Below are 19,743 nucleotides of genomic sequence, written 5' to 3'. Positions count from 1 at the left end.
GGCGCGTGGATGTGATCACCACGGCCAAGCCGCCTTTGTGCCCCCGCTGTGAGGGCGAGGGCCTGCTGTGCGCGCGGGTGCCGCATGGGTGGACGAACGCCAGCGGCGCCGCCGTGGAAGGCCGCACCGAGGTCGTGTTGTGCGCGGCGTGTGACGCTGAAGTGCCGGGTGCGGCCGCGCTGATCACGTGGTTTCACGTGCACGGTCAGGTGGAGGACAGCGAGGAGTTCGTCCGGCTCTTGGTGGCGTGGGCAGAGCAGGTGTCGGTGCCGCCGCTGGACGAGCAACGACTAGAGGCCGAGATCGAACTGTGGCGCAACGGCGAGTTGTAGCAGCCGCACCAGACAGAGGGCTGGCCCTCGACCGCGCTGAGCGGCCGGGGGCCAGCCTTTCCTGGTACTAACCCGATGAGCTACAGACGAGCCGTCGTCTCCGCGGTCAGCGCGAAGTTGTTTTGCACCGCGCCGCAGTTGTTGGAGTCGGACACGATCATGCCCTCGCGGGCGAGGGCGAGGTACTGCTGCGTCTGGTCGGGGTCAATCGAGACACCGAGGCCCGGGGCGTTCAGGCCGAGACCGACGTTGTTCGCTTCCATTCCTTTTTCTCCCTTGGAGAGCGGTTTTGGATCTACGAGATCGACGTGGCAACCACGACGACGATGGCCTCTCCTTTCTCGACGGGGACGATGGAACAGGTCAGCCACCCGGGCACAACAGCTAGTGAACCGGCGGCCGGAGTGACGGTGAGCTGACGGCCCCAGGGCAGGCCGGGCATGGCGGTCATGGCGCTTCCCGCGCGCGGGTCGAACACCGCGACCGTTCCGGCGTCCGCTTCCTGCGGGGGGACGACCTCGATGAAGCACCAGCCGATGTAGTCGTTCGGCACGGCGAACATGGGCCGCTCGTAGCCGCCGCGCCAGATCTGCGCCTCCATGTCCACATCGGTGACGTGCCGGCCGCGGGTGCCGCCCTGCGCAGCCCGGGCGCTGAGGGCGTTCATGTCGGCGACGAACGCCTGGCGCAATGCCTCGATGTCGGCGACGACGTCGGCCAGGGGGACGGTCGCGAACGGGCCGGGTGTGTCGTGACGTCCCAGAATGTTGTCGCGGGCTATGCCGGCCAGGTCGATCTGCCGGATGGTGGAGGCGGTTCCCCAGTGGCGGGTCACCGCGCCTGCAGGCCGCTCATTCGTGACGGTCACCGGATTCCTCCCGTCTCGTACGAGGCGTTGAACGCGATGCAGATCCGCAGCCCACTGCTGGTGTGCTGAGTGGCCTGCACGGAGTGCGGCAGCCAGGAGGGGAAGGCCACCAGAAGACCGGGGCGCGGCTGGATCGCCAGCACCCCCGGGGTGACGGCGCGGGCGATAGCGGCCGGACGGGGGTCGAACAGGTGCAGGTTCCCCGAGGTTTCGCTGACCCCTCCGCACTCGATGTAGATCGTTCCGGAGTAGATCGAGTCGTGGTGCGTGTGCAGTCGGTGGGAACCTCCCGACCGGTAGACCACGGCCCAGGCCTCTGCGATCACCGCGTAGGCGGCTTCGACCTCTGGCGCGCGTTCGGCCAGTACGTCGCGGGTCATCGCTGACACGGCGTCGCGGATCTGGGCGCGCAGCCACGCCACCGCCGGATGATCCCACTTCAGGATGTCCATGCTGGACTTCTGGGCGCCGATGACCCCGAACGTGTGCGCGTCGGCGTCGCGGCCTTCGGCCTCCAGGATGAGGTCACGCAGCTTGCCGATCATCTCCCGGGCATGTGACCCCCCGTCGGGGGTGTCCCGATCAGCCAGTCCCGCCTGGTAGATGGGCGTCTCCCAGGTGGTCAGAACGACGGTCGGTGGGCATGTCACCGTCTGTGTCATAGAGCCTCCTTGAGCCGTTGGGTGAGCGCTCGCCCGGCTTCGGTCAGGTCGTCGCCGAGGCCGTCGAGCAGGGATATGCATCCGCGGCCGTAGTCGATCAGGTAGCGGATGTGGTCGGCGCTGGCCTGCAGGCCGGCGCCGGCAGGGTCGACCCGGTGCAGGCGGACCAGAACCGCCGCGACGTGGGCAGCTCCCAGGACCTCGCTGGGAGTGCGATCTGCAGTTCCCGAGGGCAGGATGAGTTGCTCGGCGCCCGCGTCGGCCAGCCGCCACACCTCCTGGATCATGTAGAGCCACTGGTGGCACAGCTCGTGCGTCACCTGCTCGCGCAACTCCCTGTGGTTGGCGAAAGCCACGTCGGCGAGCAGGACATGCTGGGGCCAGTCCCGGCACGAGGCCGAGATCGCCCCGTCGCCGGTGTCCATCAGCAGGAAGCGCACCGGGAGCCGCACGAGCGGACGCCACGCCGGCACGGTGTCGGCCAAGGTGTCGAGGACGCTGTCGATGGCCTCTTGCCTGCCTCGCTTGAACGCCTCACCGGGGACGTGGACTTGGTCCTGCTCCAGGAGCAGCGCGCGGCCCGGGTCGAGCCATGCACCTGCCTGAGCCTCGCTCACGCGGGGCAAACTCAGGGACTCCGCCCTCACGTGGCGGACCGCCGCGACCGCGGCCAGCAACTGCCCGTAGTCGAAGGAGTCGTCGAGGAACGGCATTCCGGCAAGAGTGCTGACGGGGTCCTTCAAGGTCACGTTCATGGGTTGGTCACCCTCCCGGCTGTGAGGTGGCGGGTGAGCAGTTGTGGGTGGCCGGCCAGCGGGCCGGGGTCCATGTCGATCGCGATGATGCCTACGCCGGAGCGCCGTCCGGTCTGCAAGCACGGGAGCGGCCAGGAGGCATGCGGGTCTGGGGTGCTGTAGGTGTCGGGCGGGGCAGACATGCGCGCGAGCACCTGCGGGCCGCACGCGATCCCGTTGTAGGTGTCGAAGCTGAACCGCTCGTGGCCCACGTCGAAGTCGTGGATCAGGACCACGCCGCGGACGATGGCGGCCAGTTCGCGCTCCAGTGGCCAGTTGTCCGCCCCGTGCGCGTCCAGGAAGTACAGCGGCCGCCGGTAGGTGCGGCCGGTCTCCTCGATCAGAAGTTGCGAGTCGACGCGCCTCACGTCCGCGTTGGGCAGATCGGCCAGGCGTTGCCGGGTGAACTCGGCGTGCGCGTGCACGATGTCGCAGGAGCGTACGGGCAGGTTCGGGTATCGGCGTGCCAGGTATGCGGTGGTGTCGCCGAGGCAGCAGCCCGTCTCGATGATGGCGTCGCATTTCGTAGGACGACAGCAGATCGTTGACCAGCAGCGCGATGGTGATGTCGAACCCGAACGGGCCGCCGCCGTCAGACAGATGCACCTGGCCAGCCCGGATGGTGGTGTAGAAGACCCGAAGGGTCTTCTCTATCCCGGCTTGCCGCCAGCCAGAGACTTTGTGTTGAGCTGAGGACGGCATTTTCGGACCTTCCGACGGTCGGGAATCGTCGCGATCTACAGTCGGCGGGTTTTCATCGGAGCAGGCGTGGCGTGGTGTCGATGACGAGGCCTTCACGGATGTCTCCTCACGATGAGAGGAAGAGGGAGCCCGGCACCAACGAAAGACGGAGGGACGGACACATGCCAGTCGCTGATCCGTGACGCTGCTGATGCCGTCTGCGAGTCGCCCGAGCCAACGTGCCGGAACCATGAGCCTGGCGGATACCTGGGGAAGCGATCGGCTCCACCGCCGGTCTGAGCTGCCAGCCGGCGGTGGTGACCAAGTCGGGTTGGGCGACCGTGTCGTTTTGACTCAGATCTGCAGGCGGGCGGCGGCCAGCGCGGCGCGGGTGAACCTCAGCGGCTCACGTTCAGGGTGCTTGCCGTCGCGCACCGCGAACAGGTCCGGCACGCCGGGCACCTCCGCGACCTCAACGCAGGACTCCGTCTCACCCTCGTCCTGGTTGCCGTCGCGCAGCGGCCGGAACTGTGCTCCGGCCAGGCTGTGGCTGTAGATGTCGTTGGCCATCGATCATCTTCCTTCTTCGGGGTGGAAGCTCGGACCGGGAGATCCGAGCGTGAGTCCGACGCGCCAAGATGGAGGTCGGCGGCCGGTGTCTGGGGCACCCGCTGTCGGCGCGCTCGTAGGCGCGACGGCACGGCCGGGCGCCCACCCAGCTGGGCGGATGGGTGGGCAGGATCCACGCCGGCAGGAGAATAAGGCCGCTGCCCAGGAGGGGATGGCGCATCCGGCGGACGGACGTCTCGCATATCTCCTGGAAGGTCTGCTGTTGACGCGGTCGGCGTCGGCGCCGAGGCTCGCCGGGTGTGTGCCTGCGACGTGAGGTGTGCAGCATCGGCATGGTCAGCCCTCCCGCTCGGGTGCCGGGCTGGCCACCAGCAGCGTCTGGCCGCAGGGCAGGTGCGCGCACCGGTCGATGCACAGCCCGGCCTGGTTCGCCAGCTCGCGCAGCTGGGAGACGCGGCGCACCCGGCCACCCTGGAACAGGGACATCATCCGGATGTCGGTGCTGTACCAAGGGCACGCCGTGCCCGGCCGCCGAGGCAGCGTCCCCTCGACGATCCAGACTTCTCCGCCGCCGTTGTCCTGCAGGGCCTGGCGCACGCCCGTCAGCAGGGTGACGCAAGCCTCGGGACTGTAGTTATGCAGAATCGACGACAGCAGGTACCGGTCTGCGTCCCGGGGCACGTAGTCGAAGATGTCGGCCGCGATGATCTCGATCCGGCTGAGCAGGCCCTGCCCGGAGACGTAGGAGTGGGCGCGCCCGGTGACGGTGGAGCGCTCGGCCAGGATGCCGCGCAGGTGTGGGTGGGCGTGGACGAGGGCGGCCAGGACGCCGCCCAGGCCGCCGCCGAGGTCGGCCACGAGCCGGACGTCGGCCCAGCCGTCGATGGCGGCCAGGTCCCGGCCGACGGGGGTGCTGCGGGCGGTCATGAACCGGTCGAACGTCTCGGCGAGCCCGTTGGTGAAGATCAGGTATTCGTACAGCGGATGGCCCTCTGGAGGTGTGGAGTAGCCGCAGCGGACGGTGTCGGGCAGGTGGCCGAGCGCCTCCCGCCAGTACGTTGAGCCGGTGACCAGGACGGCGTGGCGCTGGGACGGGTTGGCATCAGCGGTGAGGACGTGGCCGTCCTGGGTGAGCCGGTATCCGGTGGGGTTGCCGGCGACGAAGCTGTGAGCCTGTAGCCAGCCCAGCAACCGGCCCATCATGGCCGGGTCGGCGCCGCAGGCTTCGGCCAGCTCGTCGCTGGTCATCGTCGTCTCGGCCGCGAGGGCTTCGAAGACGTCCAGCTCGACGGCGGTGTACAGGGCAGCCGCGTCCGGCAGGGCGTCGAGCATCTTCTGGACGCGCTGGTAGCTGTCGATCGCGGGCACGGCGGGCGGGGTGTCGGGATGCTGGTGGAGGGTCACGGCGCGGGCACCTTCGTCGGAGAGGGGGTGGCGGTCGACGGGGTGGCCGGCGGGGAGGGCGGCGCCGGGGAGTGGACGTCGTCCGGGAGCGGCATGAGGAACCGGCTGACGTCGAGTTCGGCCTTGATGTATTGGTAATCCAGCATCATGTCCGCCACCCGCTGGATGCGGTCCGGGTGGAGGTCCATGGGGAAGGTGCCCAGGGTGATGGTCGCGGCCGTCCCGGGGCTGATCTTGGTGTAGGTGGGCAGCGTGTCGGTGATCACCTGCCGGTCCTGGGCGTCGGCCTGGGCCTTGAGGATGGCGCGCTGGAACGAGGTGACCTCGTGGCCGTGCTCCCGGGCGTACTCGGCGGTGGTGGCCCACCCGGCGATCGGCCAGTTCTCCGTCTGGCCCTGCATGACGTCGTAGAGCGTCGTGCCGCCGAGCTGCTGCCAGGCGGTGATGAACGGCTCGGTCATCCAGGCGGCGTCGATGGTGCCGGCCTGCAGGGCAGGGATCATGCTCGGGAGCGGCATCTCGGAGATCCGCACGTCGTCGGCGGTCAGTCCGGCGATCTTCAGCGCGGCACCGGTCGTGAGTGTGCCGACCGATCGCAAGGTCACGACCGCGATGTGCTTGTCCCTCAGGTCGCCCAGGCTCTTGATGGGCGAGTTCTTGCCGACCATGAGCTTGAAGGTGTTGGGCGCCGACTGGTAGGCGTCCGCGACGATGCGCAGGGTGCCGGGCTGGTTGGCCTCGGAGAGCACTGCGGCGGTGTAGTTCATGATCGCGAAATCCAACTGCCCGGACTTCAGCTTGGGCAGTGCGACGCCGCCGCCCTGCACGGTCGAGATCTCCACCTGGAGACCTTCGTCCTTGAAGTAGCCCTTCATCTTCGCGATGAGGACGGTGACGCAGTCCGGGATGGGCATGATCCCGACCTTGATGGTGCGCAGCGGGCCGCTGGTCGGGGCGGCGAGCGGCGAGGAGCCGCACCCACCCACCAGCATCACCAAAAGCGATAAAGATACGACTCTGCGTAGCCGATTCATGGGTGTGAACATCCAACAGGACAGGGGGAGAGCAGGACACCGCCTGCCGCCTCCCCAGGTGGGGGGATACAAAGGGAAACAGGACCAGAAGGCTCAGGACGCGAGGGCCTGAACCCGGCCGCTCAGCTTCACGGGGGGCTGCTGAGCGGCCGGGCAGCTAACGGCCCCCGTCACCTTCAGGCGGATCAGGAGCCTGCGGCTTGTCGCCGACGCCCTCATCCTGGGACGTCTGCGCGGCGGGCTTACCCCGCGTGCGAACGCCGCCCATGGTCAGCCAAGCCAGCGCGATGCCAGCGTCCATGAGTTCCCTCTCCTTCGAAGATGGAGGACGGGGCCGGCACGGTGGAGTGCTGCCCCGTCCTCCTTTCTGCGCGCCCGCCGCGTCCGACAGCGGGACACCGGCTGAGTGGGCAGCGCAGGGCTCTGGACGGCTGCTGGTGGCCGCCCGGAGAGAACCTCCTCTGCGCCGGGCCACGAGCGCCTGGAGACGGCGGAGCCCGCCAGGATGAGGGTTCCCCGGGCGATCACCACGGGCGTGAGGAGCGCACCCGGGGAGAGACCGGCTCCGCCGCCAGTCTGGGTAGCCGCCGCCGGTCACTGTTCCGCCTCCTGGGCGGTGCCCGGCAGGTAGTACTGCTGGGCGCGCACCTCGGCGGCAACGGCCGTGAAGTACGGGGCGGGCGGGATCATCGCGGACTCGTACTCGTAGTCGGGGTGCCAGGCCGCGGTGGTGACCAGGCCGGGCCGCAGCGGGACGCAACCCGGTAGCACCAGATCGGCGATCTCCTGCACGCTTCGCAGGTAAAGCTGGGCCCCGGTCTGCTTCTCATAGAAGTCGCGGGCGGCCTGGACCTGTTCGGGCCGGTAGTGGGGCTGGTCGCTCGTCGCGTGCGTGACCAGGACGAGGCTGCCGGGCGCGAGGAAGTCGTGCAGCTCCTCCATCACCTGCTTCACTTCGTCGTCGGTGAAGAAGTGGAGAATGGCGCCGAGCACCACGCAGACCGGGCGGCCGGTCTCGATCACTGACAGCAGCTCATAGGTGCGATACAGCGCGCAGATATCGCGTGCGTCGGCCTCGATCATGGTGACGCCGCTGCCTTGCAGCAGGGCCCGGCCGTGCGTGCACACCATCGGATCGTTGTCGACGTAGATGAACCGGGCGTCCTTCACGGTGCGCTGGGCTACCTCGTGCAGGTTCGGCGGCTGGTCCGGAAGTCCGGACCCCAGGTCGATGTACTGGCGGATGCCGAGGTCCGCCGCGGTCGCGACCATCCGCCGCAGGCAGGCGCGGTTGTCCGCCACGATGAGCCGCATTCCGGGCAGGATCTCATCCAGCGCGGCAGCGTTGGTTTGGTCGACCTTGAAGTGGTCTTTGCCGTCACCCAGCGCCCCGTAGAGGCGGGCCGGCGTGGACGCTTCCGCGCTCAGCGGGGAAGCACCGGTGATCTTCTCCTGGGGTTCATTGGTCATCGGGGCCTCGAAGAGTTTGTTTCGAGTGGAAGTGGGCGAAGCGGTATCGCGTGGGCATCTGTTCGTTGGTCAGGTTCAGCTGCCGGACCCGCGTCGCTGCTGGCAGCCGGTCGAAGAGTCGCCCGACACGTCCCGCGCGCTCTCTGGATTCATCTGTGAGAGCTGACACGTGCTGGCGTGGCGAGTTTCGGCAAGTCGCTCATCAGCATCGGCTGCGCGTCGTCGCAGTCGATGCGTGCCTGGCCGTGCAGCCCTGCGATGCGGACGTTCCCGCGCGGCGATCAGCTTGGCGCGGAGTACTGCCTCTGACATGGCGCGGTCCCATCTGGTCGCTGTGACACTCAGATGGTTCTCCGGAGGCCGGAGCGGAAGTGACCCAGTTAGGGTCACCGGGATCAGGTGGCGTGACACCACTCGGCGAAGCTGGTCAGTTCTTCGGCGCTGGCGCGCTTGAGCCTGCGCAGAGTCGCGGCGTCCTCCCGCACCCACCGGTGGTCGCGCGCGTGCTGAGGGGCGGTGCGCCGGGCTGCCTTCAGCGACTCGAACGCGTCATTCGGAAAGCCGGACCACAGCTGGGCACGGGCCAGCTCGATGTAGAACCCGCTGCGCCGCTCCGCGGGCAGCTCAGGCGGCGGGGCCCACTCCCGGGCGACGTCCAGAGCGCGGTGGACGTGCGCGCTGCCGAGGCTGACCGCGACGGACACCTCGTGAATGCGCACCGACGACGGCCCGAAGGCCGTGCCGGAGTAGATGGCCTCGGGCACCTGGTCGCCCAGTCGGCGGGCCTCGGAAAGATGGGTGTCGGCGGCGTCGGCGTCTCCGGCACGGCCGGCGATGACCGCAGCCCGCATGTGTAGTGCGCCGCGTGCGGCGATAGCCGGCGGGGTGTCTGGAGGGCCCGCGGCGTCGAGGGCGAGCTCCAGCGCGCGCAGTCCCTTGGCGTGTGCGTCGGAGGCGAAGAACGTCTCGGTGCGGACGTAGGCGACGCTGGCGGTCAGGATGGGGTCGTCGGCCTGGGCAGCGGCCCAGCGCATCAGCTCAACGTATCTGGCGGATAGGTCGTAGGCGCCGAACTTGAAGGCGACGGCGTCGGCCGCCCTGCAGGCGGATACGAGAAGTGCGGCCACCTCGGGATCGCGCTCGGGCGTGGCGCGGAACAGCTCCTCGAGCAGGTCGGGCAGTCGGCGGGTGATGCGCACGTACTGGGAGGCCAGCCGCCACGTGACCGCCTCGGAGACTGCAGCGCGGAGTTCCGGAAGCGGACGTATGGGTCCGTCGTCGGGCAGATCATAGGCAGCGATGGCTGCCGACAAGGCGGGGATCGCCGCCGCGATTCGCGAGCTGGCCTGTGCCCGATCAGCTACCAGTAGCGACGGGTCGATGCCGAGCGCCGCGGCGAGCGATTCCACAATGTTGTCACTGGCCCCCCGAGCTCCGCGCTCTATTTTGCGAAGCGTGCCCACATGGATGCTGGCGGCGTCGGCCAGCTGTTGCTGGGTGAGACGAGCGACGCTCCGGTGATAGGCGACACGCCTGCCTATCCCGCAGTGAGGGATTGTGGGCATGGGGGCTCCCGGTGTGCTCTTCTCGGACTGTAGCGAGCCGGTGACGGATCTGCCCAGTGGTCCGCGTCACCCGGTGATGTCGATGAGTTCCGCCAGGCTGGTGATCCGCCAGTCGGCTGAGGCCGCGGCGGGATCGTCGGCCCACAGGTACCCCCACGGTCCCCGCCGTACGTGCGCGGCGCGGAGGCCGGCGGCCTTGGCCGGGATGACGTCGTTGGCGGGGTGGTCGCCTACGTACACGATCCGCTCTGGGGCAGCGCCGGCGAACTCCACCAGGCGGGCGAAGAATGCCGAGTCCGGCTTGGCGACGCCCCACTCACCCGAGGTGGCGATCCCGTCGGCCGGAAGGGCGAGAGCACGCAGCAGTTCGGCGACGCGTCGCGTCTGGTTTCCGGCGATGAGCACGCGATGGCCGGCCGCCCGCAGTGCGGCCAGCGCCGGACGTACGTCGGGGTAGAGGTCGGACTCCTCAATGTGCTCGCCACGGCCCGCTGCTTCGCGGGCGGCATACTCGGCCCCGACGTCGATGCCAGGTCGTACGAGCCGAAGGGCGTCGGCGTTGTCGCGGCCTTGCGCGACGACGGCGCCGACGAGCGCCGACAAGGTGTGTGTTGGTACGTCGAGCCAGGCGGCCCAAGATGCCCAGTAACGGTCGTCGCAGACGATGGTCTCGCCGACGTCGAAGACGAAGGTCCTGCTCACCGCCCGAGCCTAGTGGCTCGGCTCGGACGCGAGAAGATGCCAGTGCTGGAACTGCTCACACCCTGGATACCGTATTCCCTGGCCCCAGGAAGATCCATCCTGGGCAATTGGGTACGTCGCCCTCGCCATAGTCCGTCGAGGATGGGTAATCGCCCACGGTGTAGCCGGTCACTAGGGTTATCTGCTGGCCTACCCGTAACCGCTTGCCCGCTTTCGGGGACTGCTTGATCACTCGCCGTTTATCGATCGGGACCTTCGAGCTCTCCCTCAGGTCCGTCTCGAAGACCTCCCCGATCGGCCGAAGAAGCGGTCCACCTTCTCCTCCGACCAGCCGACCACCTTCGGCATCTTCTTGTGGCGGTCGTAGAACTTCCGCTCCTCGGCAGTCAGGAACGTGACTGCCACCTCTTCACCGGCCCGGGCTGCGGCGCTCGCTTTCGGCGTCATGCGGTAGACCTCGCACACCGTGCGCGCGTCACCGATGCCAAGCGCGGCCAGCTCGCCGGTATGGAGTGGCGGCACTAGCGGCTGGGCCGGGCGCGTCTGTCTTGCTCGTCGTTCTGCCGGGTGCGTGCCTCAACCTGCGCTTCCGCGGCTGGCTCTGACGTGAGTGACCGTCCAGCATCATGGCGTGCAGGGTTACCTCTTCCTCGACCCCGCCGCCGGATGAATCCACCACGTGTCCCGTCGAGAGGCATACGTGACGGTCTGGCCATGTCAAGGATGGTTACATAGGGTCACGTACTCGATAGGGCTAGTTTCCGATTTGTGATGGTCGCGGATCTTGTCGGAATGATCCGATTTTCTTACGTTGCCTTTAGATCAACGATCAGCTTCGAGCCGCACCAAGCACCAGTGACGCGCGTGGCGAGCGGCGGTCGAGGTCCTAACGTCCGTTGTGGTTCGGAGTGTGGTGGCGCATGCGCCGGGTTTTGTCATGGCGTCGTTCGGTAGGCACTGTTGTCGCGCTGGCCGGTATGACGCCGGGCTTACTCCTCTTGCCTGCCTACCCAGCCGCGGCGGGCTCAGCGACGGCACTGGTTAACGATGCCAGGGCTTCGCCGGTGGTCCCGCAGCAGATGCGCGGATCGGCGCAGAGTCTGCCCTCGTTTCTCCCTGCGACGCAGTTGGAACAGGTGCCGGAACCCCGGGGCGGGTGGAAGGCGCAGGTGCAGCCACCGGAGGGGGCGGTGCCCGCCGAGGACCGTACACAGGACTCGGCAGGGTCTGACGGGGCGTCGGGTGAGGATCTCCCGGCGGGGGTGCGTAGGGCTGAGCAGGCCGAGCGGTCGGTGCTGGCGGTGCCGAGCGTGGTGGACTTCTATCCGAAGCAGGGGTATCTGGTCGATTCCTTGAGGCCGACGTTGCGGGCGTGGGGGCGCAGCAACAACGGCGGCGGTTCGGCGTTGTCGTACTCGTTCAAGATCTGCGATGTGGAGTCGATGTCCGGCTCCGGATGCGCCGACTCCGGGTGGGTGTCCGGCAACCGCAACACCTGGCAGGTGTCGGCCGACAAGCTGGTGTGGGGCAAACAGTACTGGTGGCGGGTCACCATCCGCGACTCCTACGACTTCTCCACGACCAACTCGCCGTTGCTGACCTTGACCACCGGGGTGCGCCAGCCGGTGGTGTCGTCGCTGCTGGCCACGCCGGGCGCCGGGGGGCAGGAGTTCAACCAGCAGACCGGTAACTACACCGCCACCTTCACCGACCTGACCGTGGCCACGGCGGGGCCGCCGTTGTCGGTGGTGCGTACCTACAACAGCCTGGATCCGCGCACCGATGGAATGTTCGGGGCGGGCTGGTCGACCCGCTGGGACATGAAGGTCGCCAAGGAAGTGCGCGGGGCGTCGACGTCGGCGCTGGTGACCTACCCGGACGGGCGTCAGGTGCGGTTCGTGTCCAACGGGGACGGAACGTTCCAGCCGCCGCCCGGCATGTACGCCACGCTGGCCGAGGAGAGCGGCGGCGAGTGGCGGTTGATGGACAAGAGCGCCACCACCTACCGGTTCGACTCCTCCGGCAAGCTGACCGAGATCAAGGATCGGCGCGAGCGTACCCAGACGCTCACCTACGATACGGGCGGCAAGCTCACCACGGTGAGCGGGGTGGGCGGCCGGTCAATCACGTTCACCTGGCAGGGCGACCGGGTGGCTTCGGTGTCCAGTGATCCGGTCGGCGGGCAGCCGCTGACCTGGACCTACACCTACGACGCGGGCCGACTCGTGCAGGTGTGCGCGCCGGTGGCGGCGCCGAACTGCACCACCTACGCCTACGCCGGCGGGTCGCTGTACCGCAGCCGGGTGCTGGACTCTGACCCGTTCGGCTACTGGCGGCTGGGCGAGGCGTCCGGCACCACCGGCACCGATCTGGGCTCCGGCGCCGGCAATCTGACCTATCAGGGGGTGACGCTGGGCCAGCCGGGCGCGCTGGCGGGCACCACCGACACGGCCGCCACCTTCCAGGCCGGTTCGATCGTGAAGCTGCCGTCGAACACGATCCCGCATCTGGGCGATCAGTTGTCGGTGGAGGCGTGGTTCAAGACCAGCCAGTCCGGTGTGCTGGTCGCGGCGGGCACCCAGGAGAGCGGCAACCTCGCCCGCGGGGCGATGTTGTATGTCGGCACCGACGGCAAGTTGCGCGGCGCGCTGGACGCGGTGATGACCCCGATCACCTCCACCGGCACGGTGAACGACGGCCAGTGGCATCACGCGGTGCTGACCGTGGCCGGCCAGGATCAGACGCTGTATCTGGACGGGCAGCAGGTGGGCACCACCACCGGCACCGTCACGGCGTGGCGGACCTACGCCACGATCGGCAACGGCGTGACCGATGCGGCCAAGTCGCCGGCGGTGCCGTCCGGGGTGCAGGCGTTCCCGTTGCAGGGCCAGCTGGACGAGGTCGCCCTGTACGGCAAGCCGCTGACCGCGGCTGAGGTGCAAGCCCATTACGCGGCCCGCGCAGGTGCGACGCATCAGCTGTCGACGATCACGCTGCCGTCCGGGCGGGTGTGGGCGTCCAACACCTACGACGGCAAGACCGACCGGATCGCCACCCACGTCGACAACCACGGCGGCACCTGGCAGATCGGCGACCTCGGCATCAACCAGCAGTACGGCGAAGCCCAGGTGACCGTCACCGACCCGGATAACGAGACGCTGAAGTATCTGTATGACGCCTGGCGCGGCTACCGCATCCGCGGCGAAACCGACCAACTCGGTCACACCACCTGGCACGAATACGACCAGGCAGGCTTCCTGAAGAAGATCATCGACCGCAACAACATCGCCAACGAGATCTACCAGGACAAACGCGGCAACACGCTCGGCCGGCAGTACTGCCGGGCGCAGACGCAGTGCGCGATCGAGCGCTGGACCTACTACCTGAACGAGAACAACCCGTTCGACCCACGCAACGACCAGGTCATCGCCTACCGGGACGGCCGCTCGAACTCCGACACCGACAACACCTACGCCGCCACCACCCTCTACAACAGCCACGGCGAGGTGATCGAGCAGACCAGCCCGAAGACGGCGGACTTCCCGTCCGGCCGCACCGTCGCCACCTCCTACACCGACGGCAGTGAGCCTGCGGTCGGCGGCGGCACCACCCCGGCCGGGTTGGCCGAAACGCGTACTGACGCGCGCGGGAACGTGTGGAGTTACCGCTACACCGCCGCCGGTGATCTGGCCGAGCAGACCGACCCGGAAGGCCTGGTCACCGAGCTGGAGTATGACGTGCTGGGCCGTCTGACCTCCAGCACCCGCATCTCTGATGCCGTCCCGGCGGGCGCGGAGACCACCTTCGCCTACGACGGGCGCGGCCGGCTGACGACCAGCACCGCTCCCGGGGTGGAGAACGAGATCACCGACGTCACGCACACCGCCCAGACCCGTAACGTCTACGATGCCGACGGCAACGTGACCTCGCAGACCGTAGCCGATCTGACCGGTGGTGAGCCGGACCGGGTCACCGCCTACACCTACGACAGCCATGGCCGTCAGGAGACGATCACTGGCCCGGAGGGCGGCGTGGTCCAGCAGGTGTTCAACACACGCGGCTGGCTGACCAGCGTCACCGACCCACGGGGCACGGTCATCGAATCGGGCTACAGCAAGCGCGGCGAACTCATCTCGCGCACGTTGAAGGGCTGGACCGGCAGCCCGGTCAACCCCCAGACGCCGCAGGACGAGGTGCTGGAGTCACGCGCCTACGACGCGGCCGGACGCCTGGTCGCCACCGTGGACGCCATGGGTCGCAAGACCACCAACGTGTACTGGCGGGACAACCGGCTCAAGGAGCAGATCGCGGAGGCTGCCAAGCTCAACGGCTCGGCCACGCCGCGCAATGTGGTGGTGCGTGCCGATGAGTACGACGCGGCGGGCAACCTCATGGAGCAGATGACCGGCCACGGCACCACCATCACCATCTTCGAGCACGACGCGGCCAGCCGGCTGGCGTCGCGGACGCTGGACCCGGGCAGGCTGGCCCGCAGGACCGCCTTCACCTACGACGCCAACGACAACGTCACCAAGACGACCATGACCGCGGGTGCAGGCCGGACCGAGTCCACCAGCTACGCCTACAACAAGCTGAACCAGGTCACCCGCGAAACTATCGAGAACGGCGCCCAGGACACCGTCTCGACCCTCGGCTACGACGAGCGTGGCCTGGTCACCTCCATCACCGACCCGCGCGGCAACGCCGACGGCGCGGCCGCCGCCGACTTCACCACTACCCTGCGCTACGACACGCTGGAGCGGCTGGTGGAGACCACCGCTCCCGAGGTGCAGGTGGACAAGAACGGCACCACCAGCCAGACCCGCCCGTCGGCGCTGATCGGCTACGACACCGTCGGTAACAAGACCCACCAGACCGACGCCGAGGGCCGCACCCACGTCTCCGCCTACGACAAGGCGGGACGACTGATCAGCACCAGCGCACCCGCCTACACCCCGCCGGGCGGCAGCCCGCACACGCCGGTCATCCAGCACGCCTACGACGCGGCCGGGCTGCGCATCAGCACCACCGATCCGCGCGGTAACGTGACGGGCTACACCTACGACCAGCTCGGCCGCCAGGTGCGCGTCACCGATCCGGCTCCGGCCGGGCAGACGGCTGGAGCCTGGATCACCGAGTACGACCTGGCGGGAGAGGCCACCGCTAGGGTCGACCCGACCGGTGCCCGGACCGAGGCCACCTACGACGACCTTGGCCGGCAGATCACCAGCACCCAGATCGAGCGCAAGCCCTCCACCGCCGCCTACATCACCCGGATGGAGTACGACGACGGCGGCCGGCTGGTCAAGCAGATCGCCCCGGGCCCGAGCAACCCGACCACCACCTACACGGTGAACGCGGCCGGTGAGGTCACCGCGGTCAAGGACCCGGCCAACCAGACCACCACGATGGCCCACGACCTGGCCGGACGCCCGACCAAAATCACCGATCCGTTGGGCAACGCCACCATCGCCGAATACGACCTGGCCGGACGGCAGACCGCCGCCAAGGACCTCAACTCCAGCGGCACCGTTCAGCGCACATATACCTACGGCTACGACGCGGCCGGCAACCCAACCAGCACCACAACCCCCGAAGGCCACACCACCCAGCGGACCTTCGACGCCCTGGGCCGCCTCACCTCGCTGATCGAACCGGTCTCCGCCAGCGAGTCGATCACCACCAGCTTCGGCTACGATGCCACCGGCGCCCGCACCCGGCTCACCGACGGCCGCGGCCACGCCACCTGGACCAGCTATAACAGCCTCGGCCTGCCCGAAACCGTCACCGAACCGGCCACCACCGCCCAGCCCAATGTGGCCGATCGCACGTGGACACACCTCTACGACGCCGCCGGCAACCAGGTCACCACCATCCAGCCGGGCGGCGTGCAAACTGACCGCACCTTTGACCACCTCGACCGCCTCACCGACGAGCAAGGCAGCGGCGGGGGCGCTGCTACCGCCGAGCGCGCTTTCGGCTATGACCTGGCCGGCCGCGCCACCACGATCGGCGATCTAACCGTGGACTACAACGACCGTAGCCTCCCGCTGACCGTGTCGAAGGGCGGCAGCCAGCAGACCGCCTACAGCTACGACGCGCTCGGCAACCCCACCCAGCGCATCGACGCCGCCGGCACCGCCGCCTTCACTTGGGACAACAACAGCCGGCTGAAGACCGCCACCGACCCCGTCACCGGGCGCACCCTCACCTACGGCTACGACGAGGCCAGCCGCCTGAAGACCATCACCGCCACCAGCGGCCAGGCCAGCACCCAAAGCTTCGACTATGACTTGATGGACCGGCTGACCGGCCACACGCTCCGGAACGGTTCCGGCACCCAGCTCGCCAAGGTCACTTACGGGTGGGACTACGACGACAACCTCACCACCAAAACCACCACCGGCACCGCAGGCGCGGGCACCAACACCTACGGCTACGACCACGCAGGCCGCCTGACCTCCTGGACCGCCCCCGGCGGCGCCTCCACCGCTTATGAGTGGGACGCCTCAGGCAACCGCACCAAAGCCGGCAGCAAGACCTTCACCTACGACGAACGCAACCGCCTCACCTCCGGCGACGGCAGCGATTACACCTACACCCCGCGTGGCACTCTGGCCAGCCAGACCAAGAACGGCGCCACCACCTCCTACACCTTCGACGCCTTCGACCGGATGATCGCCGACGGCGACAGCCTCTACACCTACGACGCCCTCGACCGAGTTACCAGCCGCATTCATGGCACCACCAATCAGACGTTTACCTACTCCGGCCTCGGCAACGACCTGGCCACCATCAGCGCCGCCGGCACAGTACAGGCCAGGTACAGCCGGGACGTCTTCGGCGCCCTGCTCGGCCTGCAGGAAGGTGGCGGTGCTGCGGTGGCCGCCCTGTCGGACCTGCACGGCGACCTGGTCGCCACGTTCAACACCTCCTTGGCCACCAGCACCAGCTACGACCCGTTCGGCACCGTCACCGCCCAAACCGGCACCGCGACCAGCCTGGGCTACCAGGGTGAGTACACCGACCCGGACACCGGCAAGGTCAACATGCACGCTCGCTGGTACCAGCCCGGCACCGGCACCTTCGCCAGCCGCGACACCGCCACCCTCACCCCGAACCCATCCGTGCAGGCCAACCGCTACACCTATGCCAACGCCTCACCCATGACGGGCATCGATCCGAGCGGCCACTTCACCCTCTCCGCCGGCGTGGGCTCCAGCGGTGGCTCAGGCTTTACAGGATCCTGGTGCAGCAGTGGCTACCTGTGCTTGGGAGCGGGAGGCGGCGGCACCCTCCCCGCTGGCCCTAGGGCTCCTGGCACAGGCTGGGGCGATGTCATGGAGTACATCGGCGGGGGTATTCGGTCCGGAGGCTGTGTCCAAATCGGCAACATCTGCTCCGAGACCTATATAAGCTCACTGTGGTGGACCGACTATGTCAACTCTCCTGGCTATGACTACTACTCCAACCCTCAGATGTCCGACGAAGAGGCAAAACGCATCGGCGTCATGAACAACGGTCGGCCTGTGGATCAGCCGAACTTCTGGTTCGCCTCGGAAAAGGTGCGGCAAGCGTATATGCAAGGCTGGTTCCCTGAATTGGGTCTCGATGATTCGGGAGCCCTTTGGATATCAATAGGAGGGCTGGACAGTTGGGGCGAGATGGAAAAGGCTGCAAAGAAAAACCCCAACGATTCAAGACTCCTTCATCATCTGATGCCCAGGAAACCGCTAGCTGCAGGGAGCGCGGGTGCGTCCGGAGCTCACCCCCCTTATCCCCTCTACCATAGATATGCAACGCTAGTAAAGCACGCAAAGATCATAGAAGCAGCCGCTAAAGAACATGGTGTGAATAAGAACGCATTCATGGCCATGCTTATCTATGAGAACTCTCACTTGGAGCCCAATGGAGGGTGGGAGGGAAATCTGGTCGGCGCCCGAGAGGGCTGGAAGAGCACTACTTCTCTCGGAATCGGCCAAATGCAGATCGGGACGGCGAGAGCAATGTTGAAAAAGTATTATTCTGCTCAATATGCCAAGATGGGTGGAGATAAAGCCACCAACGAGAGCATCGGTCGCATGTTGAACAACGATACCGAAATGGCGGTGCGGCTTTCGGCGGCGTATATGAGAACTTTGAAGGAGACCGTAAAGGTGACCTACTATGCAGGTGGGGGTGAATATAGGACTCGTCCTATAACTGATTGGGAGGCTGCTGTTGCTTATGCAGTGAGTCCTGCTGATTTCTCAGCATGGAGAAGTGGTGGGAAGGCTCCATCTGCGGAAGCGCAGAAGCGCTGGGGTCTGATTATGAACGGCACCACGGGGAAGGCGGCGAAAGAGTATTGGAGGTGTATAGAAGCAGGGAGGGCTCGTCGCCCTAACACTCCGTGCTAGCTCCTGAGGGCTCTGGGAGGCGAGGATTCAGAATGAACAAAAAAAGCAAAGTCATAGTTTGGATCTCTATTTTCTTCGGAGGGCTTGTATCTGTTGCTCTAATTATTCACTTCACCCTTCAGAGTTGGGCGGGTTCACCACTGGAAGTCGATCCGGCAGCCGCCCAGGAAGTAAAAAATATTGGTAAAGTTAAAGGGGAGGTGGTAACGCAATTTCAGGAGTCGGATGTGATTGTAGTGACTAGAAACATAATTCTAGATGGGAGTGATCTAGGTGCCGTAACTGCGCTACATGGAGCTTCGAAATTGCTCCAGTCAAAAAATTGGAATGTGGTTGCTCGACTCCATTCCGGCGGACTGCAATTCGAGTCAGATCGCTGGGAGAATACCTTGTTGACTATTGAACAAGTCGGCAGTGATTACCACTTCTATGATCAATCTGTGGAAGATGCTGCAAAAGAAGCGAGAGCGAGTATGGAGCATCCAGATGCGCTCTTGCTTGTGAGACTGCGGCGAACTGATGTTTGACCTTGATGTGCGTATCGCAAGTTACGGATCAGAATTGGGTTCGTTCCGGGGAGCGGTAATGGACCGACAGCCCGACCGCTTCCGCTGCTAGAAGGATTCGAGCTTGCCGGGTGTCGAAATCATCCGTCCAGGTCAAGGCGCATGCTGCAGGACTGAAGGAGTTCTCGAAGGTTGAGATGGTGAGTGGTCGGCTCGTCCCAGCTTGATTGGGTGCGGCGTGGAGGGAGCCTGACACGCAACAAGGCCCCGTAGAACGGTGGTTCTCACGCCAACCCGATCTACCGGCGCCTCGTTGTCCGAGCAGACTGTCATGCCGCCGTCCTGTCCGCAATCACCGCCCTCATCAATGACGTCGACCAGCACGAATCGCCGGCCATGGGGCAAGAGACGGTGGGCGAACTTCGCCAGGTGTGGGCGCAGATCCCCGACCCCGCGATCGGCGTGGCCGACGACATCCGCTGGCCGTGATCCTGGGCCTGGTCCAGGCCGCGATCGTGTCCGGCGCGGTCTCCTGCGCGGCGATCAGGCACTGGATCGCCCGCGCGCCGCAGGAGGTGCTAGAGCAGCTCGGCGCCCAGCGAGATCGGCGGACCGGAGCTTTCGTAGCTCCGCACCCCGACACGGTGTGCCGCACGATCGCGCAGGTCAAGCCACCAGCGTGGACACCGCCTACGCCGCGCACCGGGCCGGCCAGCTGCGCGAGTTGTATGACGACCCCGACGAACCGGTAGCGGA

17 protein-coding genes and 1 pseudogene are annotated in these 19,743 nt (G+C 66.9%); 4 read left to right on the top strand and 14 right to left on the bottom strand.

Features of this window, described 5'->3' with window-relative positions; genetic code table 11:
• Nucleotides 1-5 precede the first annotated feature (5 nt).
• On the top strand, nucleotides 6-332 hold the full coding sequence (locus ACIBF7_RS03135; RefSeq protein WP_397196256.1) for a DUF6300 family protein: 327 nt from the start codon (nucleotides 6-8) through the stop codon (nucleotides 330-332).
• An 80-nt stretch (nucleotides 333-412) separates the two neighbouring features.
• Here the strand turns inward: ACIBF7_RS03135 and ACIBF7_RS03130 are convergent, their stop codons facing one another.
• The 14 genes and pseudogenes from ACIBF7_RS03130 to ACIBF7_RS03065 all read right to left on the bottom strand — a co-directional run bounded on the left by ACIBF7_RS03130 (nucleotide 413) and on the right by ACIBF7_RS03065 (nucleotide 10,604).
• Nucleotides 413-595 carry a hypothetical protein gene (locus tag ACIBF7_RS03130; protein WP_397196255.1) on the bottom strand — a complete coding sequence of 61 codons (183 nt, stop codon included), beginning with the start codon at nucleotides 593-595 and terminating at the stop codon, nucleotides 413-415.
• A gap of 32 nt (nucleotides 596-627) precedes the next feature.
• Nucleotides 628-1,200 (bottom strand): hypothetical protein, encoded by a 573-nt coding sequence (locus tag ACIBF7_RS03125; RefSeq protein ID WP_397196254.1) that lies wholly within the window; start codon nucleotides 1,198-1,200, stop codon nucleotides 628-630.
• Nucleotides 1,197-1,862 (bottom strand): TIGR02466 family protein, encoded by a 666-nt coding sequence (locus ACIBF7_RS03120; RefSeq protein WP_397196253.1) that lies wholly within the window; start codon nucleotides 1,860-1,862, stop codon nucleotides 1,197-1,199. The genes ACIBF7_RS03125 and ACIBF7_RS03120 overlap by 4 nt, the downstream gene beginning before the upstream one ends.
• Nucleotides 1,859-2,617: an aKG-HExxH-type peptide beta-hydroxylase gene (locus tag ACIBF7_RS03115; protein ID WP_397196252.1), complete on the bottom strand. Its 759-nt coding sequence runs from the start codon at nucleotides 2,615-2,617 to the stop codon at nucleotides 1,859-1,861. Before ACIBF7_RS03115 ends, ACIBF7_RS03120 begins: the two co-directional genes overlap by 4 nt.
• Nucleotides 2,614-3,081: a hypothetical protein gene (locus ACIBF7_RS03110; protein ID WP_397196251.1), complete on the bottom strand. Its 468-nt coding sequence runs from the start codon at nucleotides 3,079-3,081 to the stop codon at nucleotides 2,614-2,616. Before ACIBF7_RS03110 ends, ACIBF7_RS03115 begins: the two co-directional genes overlap by 4 nt.
• 610 nt (nucleotides 3,082-3,691) lie before the next feature.
• Entirely contained in the window at nucleotides 3,692-3,907 is a 216-nt protein-coding gene (locus tag ACIBF7_RS03105; protein ID WP_397196250.1) for a DUF397 domain-containing protein, read from the bottom strand.
• Between the two features lie 336 nt (nucleotides 3,908-4,243).
• Nucleotides 4,244-5,311 (bottom strand): methyltransferase, encoded by a 1,068-nt coding sequence (locus tag ACIBF7_RS03100; RefSeq protein ID WP_397196249.1) that lies wholly within the window; start codon nucleotides 5,309-5,311, stop codon nucleotides 4,244-4,246.
• Entirely contained in the window at nucleotides 5,308-6,303 is a 996-nt protein-coding gene (locus ACIBF7_RS03095; protein ID WP_397196248.1) for an ABC transporter substrate-binding protein, read from the bottom strand. The genes ACIBF7_RS03100 and ACIBF7_RS03095 overlap by 4 nt, the downstream gene beginning before the upstream one ends.
• A gap of 636 nt (nucleotides 6,304-6,939) precedes the next feature.
• Complete coding sequence (locus ACIBF7_RS03090) at nucleotides 6,940-7,815, bottom strand: SAM-dependent methyltransferase (RefSeq protein ID WP_397196247.1); 876 nt, start codon at nucleotides 7,813-7,815, stop codon at nucleotides 6,940-6,942.
• Between the two features lie 395 nt (nucleotides 7,816-8,210).
• The gene (locus ACIBF7_RS03085; protein ID WP_397196712.1) at nucleotides 8,211-9,014 is read right to left on the bottom strand and encodes a transcriptional regulator; all 804 of its coding nucleotides are present in this window, start codon (nucleotides 9,012-9,014) and stop codon (nucleotides 8,211-8,213) included.
• 177 nt (nucleotides 9,015-9,191) lie between these two features.
• Nucleotides 9,192-9,380 (bottom strand): annotated as a pseudogene (locus tag ACIBF7_RS03080) (helix-turn-helix domain-containing protein); the annotation flags it as partial.
• 66 nt (nucleotides 9,381-9,446) lie between these two features.
• On the bottom strand, nucleotides 9,447-10,082 hold the full coding sequence (locus ACIBF7_RS03075; protein ID WP_397196246.1) for an HAD family hydrolase: 636 nt from the start codon (nucleotides 10,080-10,082) through the stop codon (nucleotides 9,447-9,449).
• A gap of 55 nt (nucleotides 10,083-10,137) precedes the next feature.
• Nucleotides 10,138-10,314: a PASTA domain-containing protein gene (locus ACIBF7_RS03070; RefSeq protein WP_397196245.1), complete on the bottom strand. Its 177-nt coding sequence runs from the start codon at nucleotides 10,312-10,314 to the stop codon at nucleotides 10,138-10,140.
• 35 nt (nucleotides 10,315-10,349) lie between these two features.
• Nucleotides 10,350-10,604 (bottom strand): hypothetical protein, encoded by a 255-nt coding sequence (locus ACIBF7_RS03065; RefSeq protein WP_397196244.1) that lies wholly within the window; start codon nucleotides 10,602-10,604, stop codon nucleotides 10,350-10,352.
• 740 nt (nucleotides 10,605-11,344) lie between these two features.
• Here ACIBF7_RS03065 and ACIBF7_RS03060 point away from each other — a divergent pair.
• The 3 genes from ACIBF7_RS03060 (at nucleotide 11,345) to ACIBF7_RS03050 (ending at nucleotide 19,739) form a co-directional block, all read left to right on the top strand.
• Nucleotides 11,345-18,481: a LamG-like jellyroll fold domain-containing protein gene (locus tag ACIBF7_RS03060; protein WP_397196243.1), complete on the top strand. Its 7,137-nt coding sequence runs from the start codon at nucleotides 11,345-11,347 to the stop codon at nucleotides 18,479-18,481.
• 32 nt (nucleotides 18,482-18,513) lie between these two features.
• Complete coding sequence (locus ACIBF7_RS03055) at nucleotides 18,514-19,008, top strand: hypothetical protein (protein WP_397196242.1); 495 nt, start codon at nucleotides 18,514-18,516, stop codon at nucleotides 19,006-19,008.
• A 464-nt stretch (nucleotides 19,009-19,472) separates the two neighbouring features.
• Nucleotides 19,473-19,739 (top strand): hypothetical protein, encoded by a 267-nt coding sequence (locus ACIBF7_RS03050; protein WP_397196241.1) that lies wholly within the window; start codon nucleotides 19,473-19,475, stop codon nucleotides 19,737-19,739.
• Nucleotides 19,740-19,743: the final 4 nt, after the last annotated feature.

The sequence above is a fragment of the Nonomuraea sp. NPDC050478 genome (genome assembly GCF_044458265.1).
In the GTDB taxonomy this organism is placed as follows: Bacteria; Actinomycetota; Actinomycetes; order Streptosporangiales; family Streptosporangiaceae; genus Nonomuraea; species Nonomuraea ferruginea.
The sequence above is the reverse complement of the archived record's forward strand: the minus strand, read 5'-3'. Positions and strand labels throughout refer to the sequence as shown.

Coding starts and splice junctions, on each gene's coding strand:
- ACIBF7_RS03055 (WP_397196242.1), top strand. CDS start 18,514: ATGAACAAAAAAAGCAAAGTCATAGTTTGGATCTCTATTTTCTTCGGA.
- ACIBF7_RS03105 (WP_397196250.1), bottom strand. CDS start 3,907: ATGGCCAACGACATCTACAGCCACAGCCTGGCCGGAGCACAGTTCCGG.
- ACIBF7_RS03115 (WP_397196252.1), bottom strand. CDS start 2,617: ATGAACGTGACCTTGAAGGACCCCGTCAGCACTCTTGCCGGAATGCCG.
- ACIBF7_RS03090 (WP_397196247.1), bottom strand. CDS start 7,815: ATGACCAATGAACCCCAGGAGAAGATCACCGGTGCTTCCCCGCTGAGC.
- ACIBF7_RS03120 (WP_397196253.1), bottom strand. CDS start 1,862: ATGACACAGACGGTGACATGCCCACCGACCGTCGTTCTGACCACCTGG.
- ACIBF7_RS03095 (WP_397196248.1), bottom strand. CDS start 6,303: ATGCTGGTGGGTGGGTGCGGCTCCTCGCCGCTCGCCGCCCCGACCAGC.
- ACIBF7_RS03130 (WP_397196255.1), bottom strand. CDS start 595: ATGGAAGCGAACAACGTCGGTCTCGGCCTGAACGCCCCGGGCCTCGGT.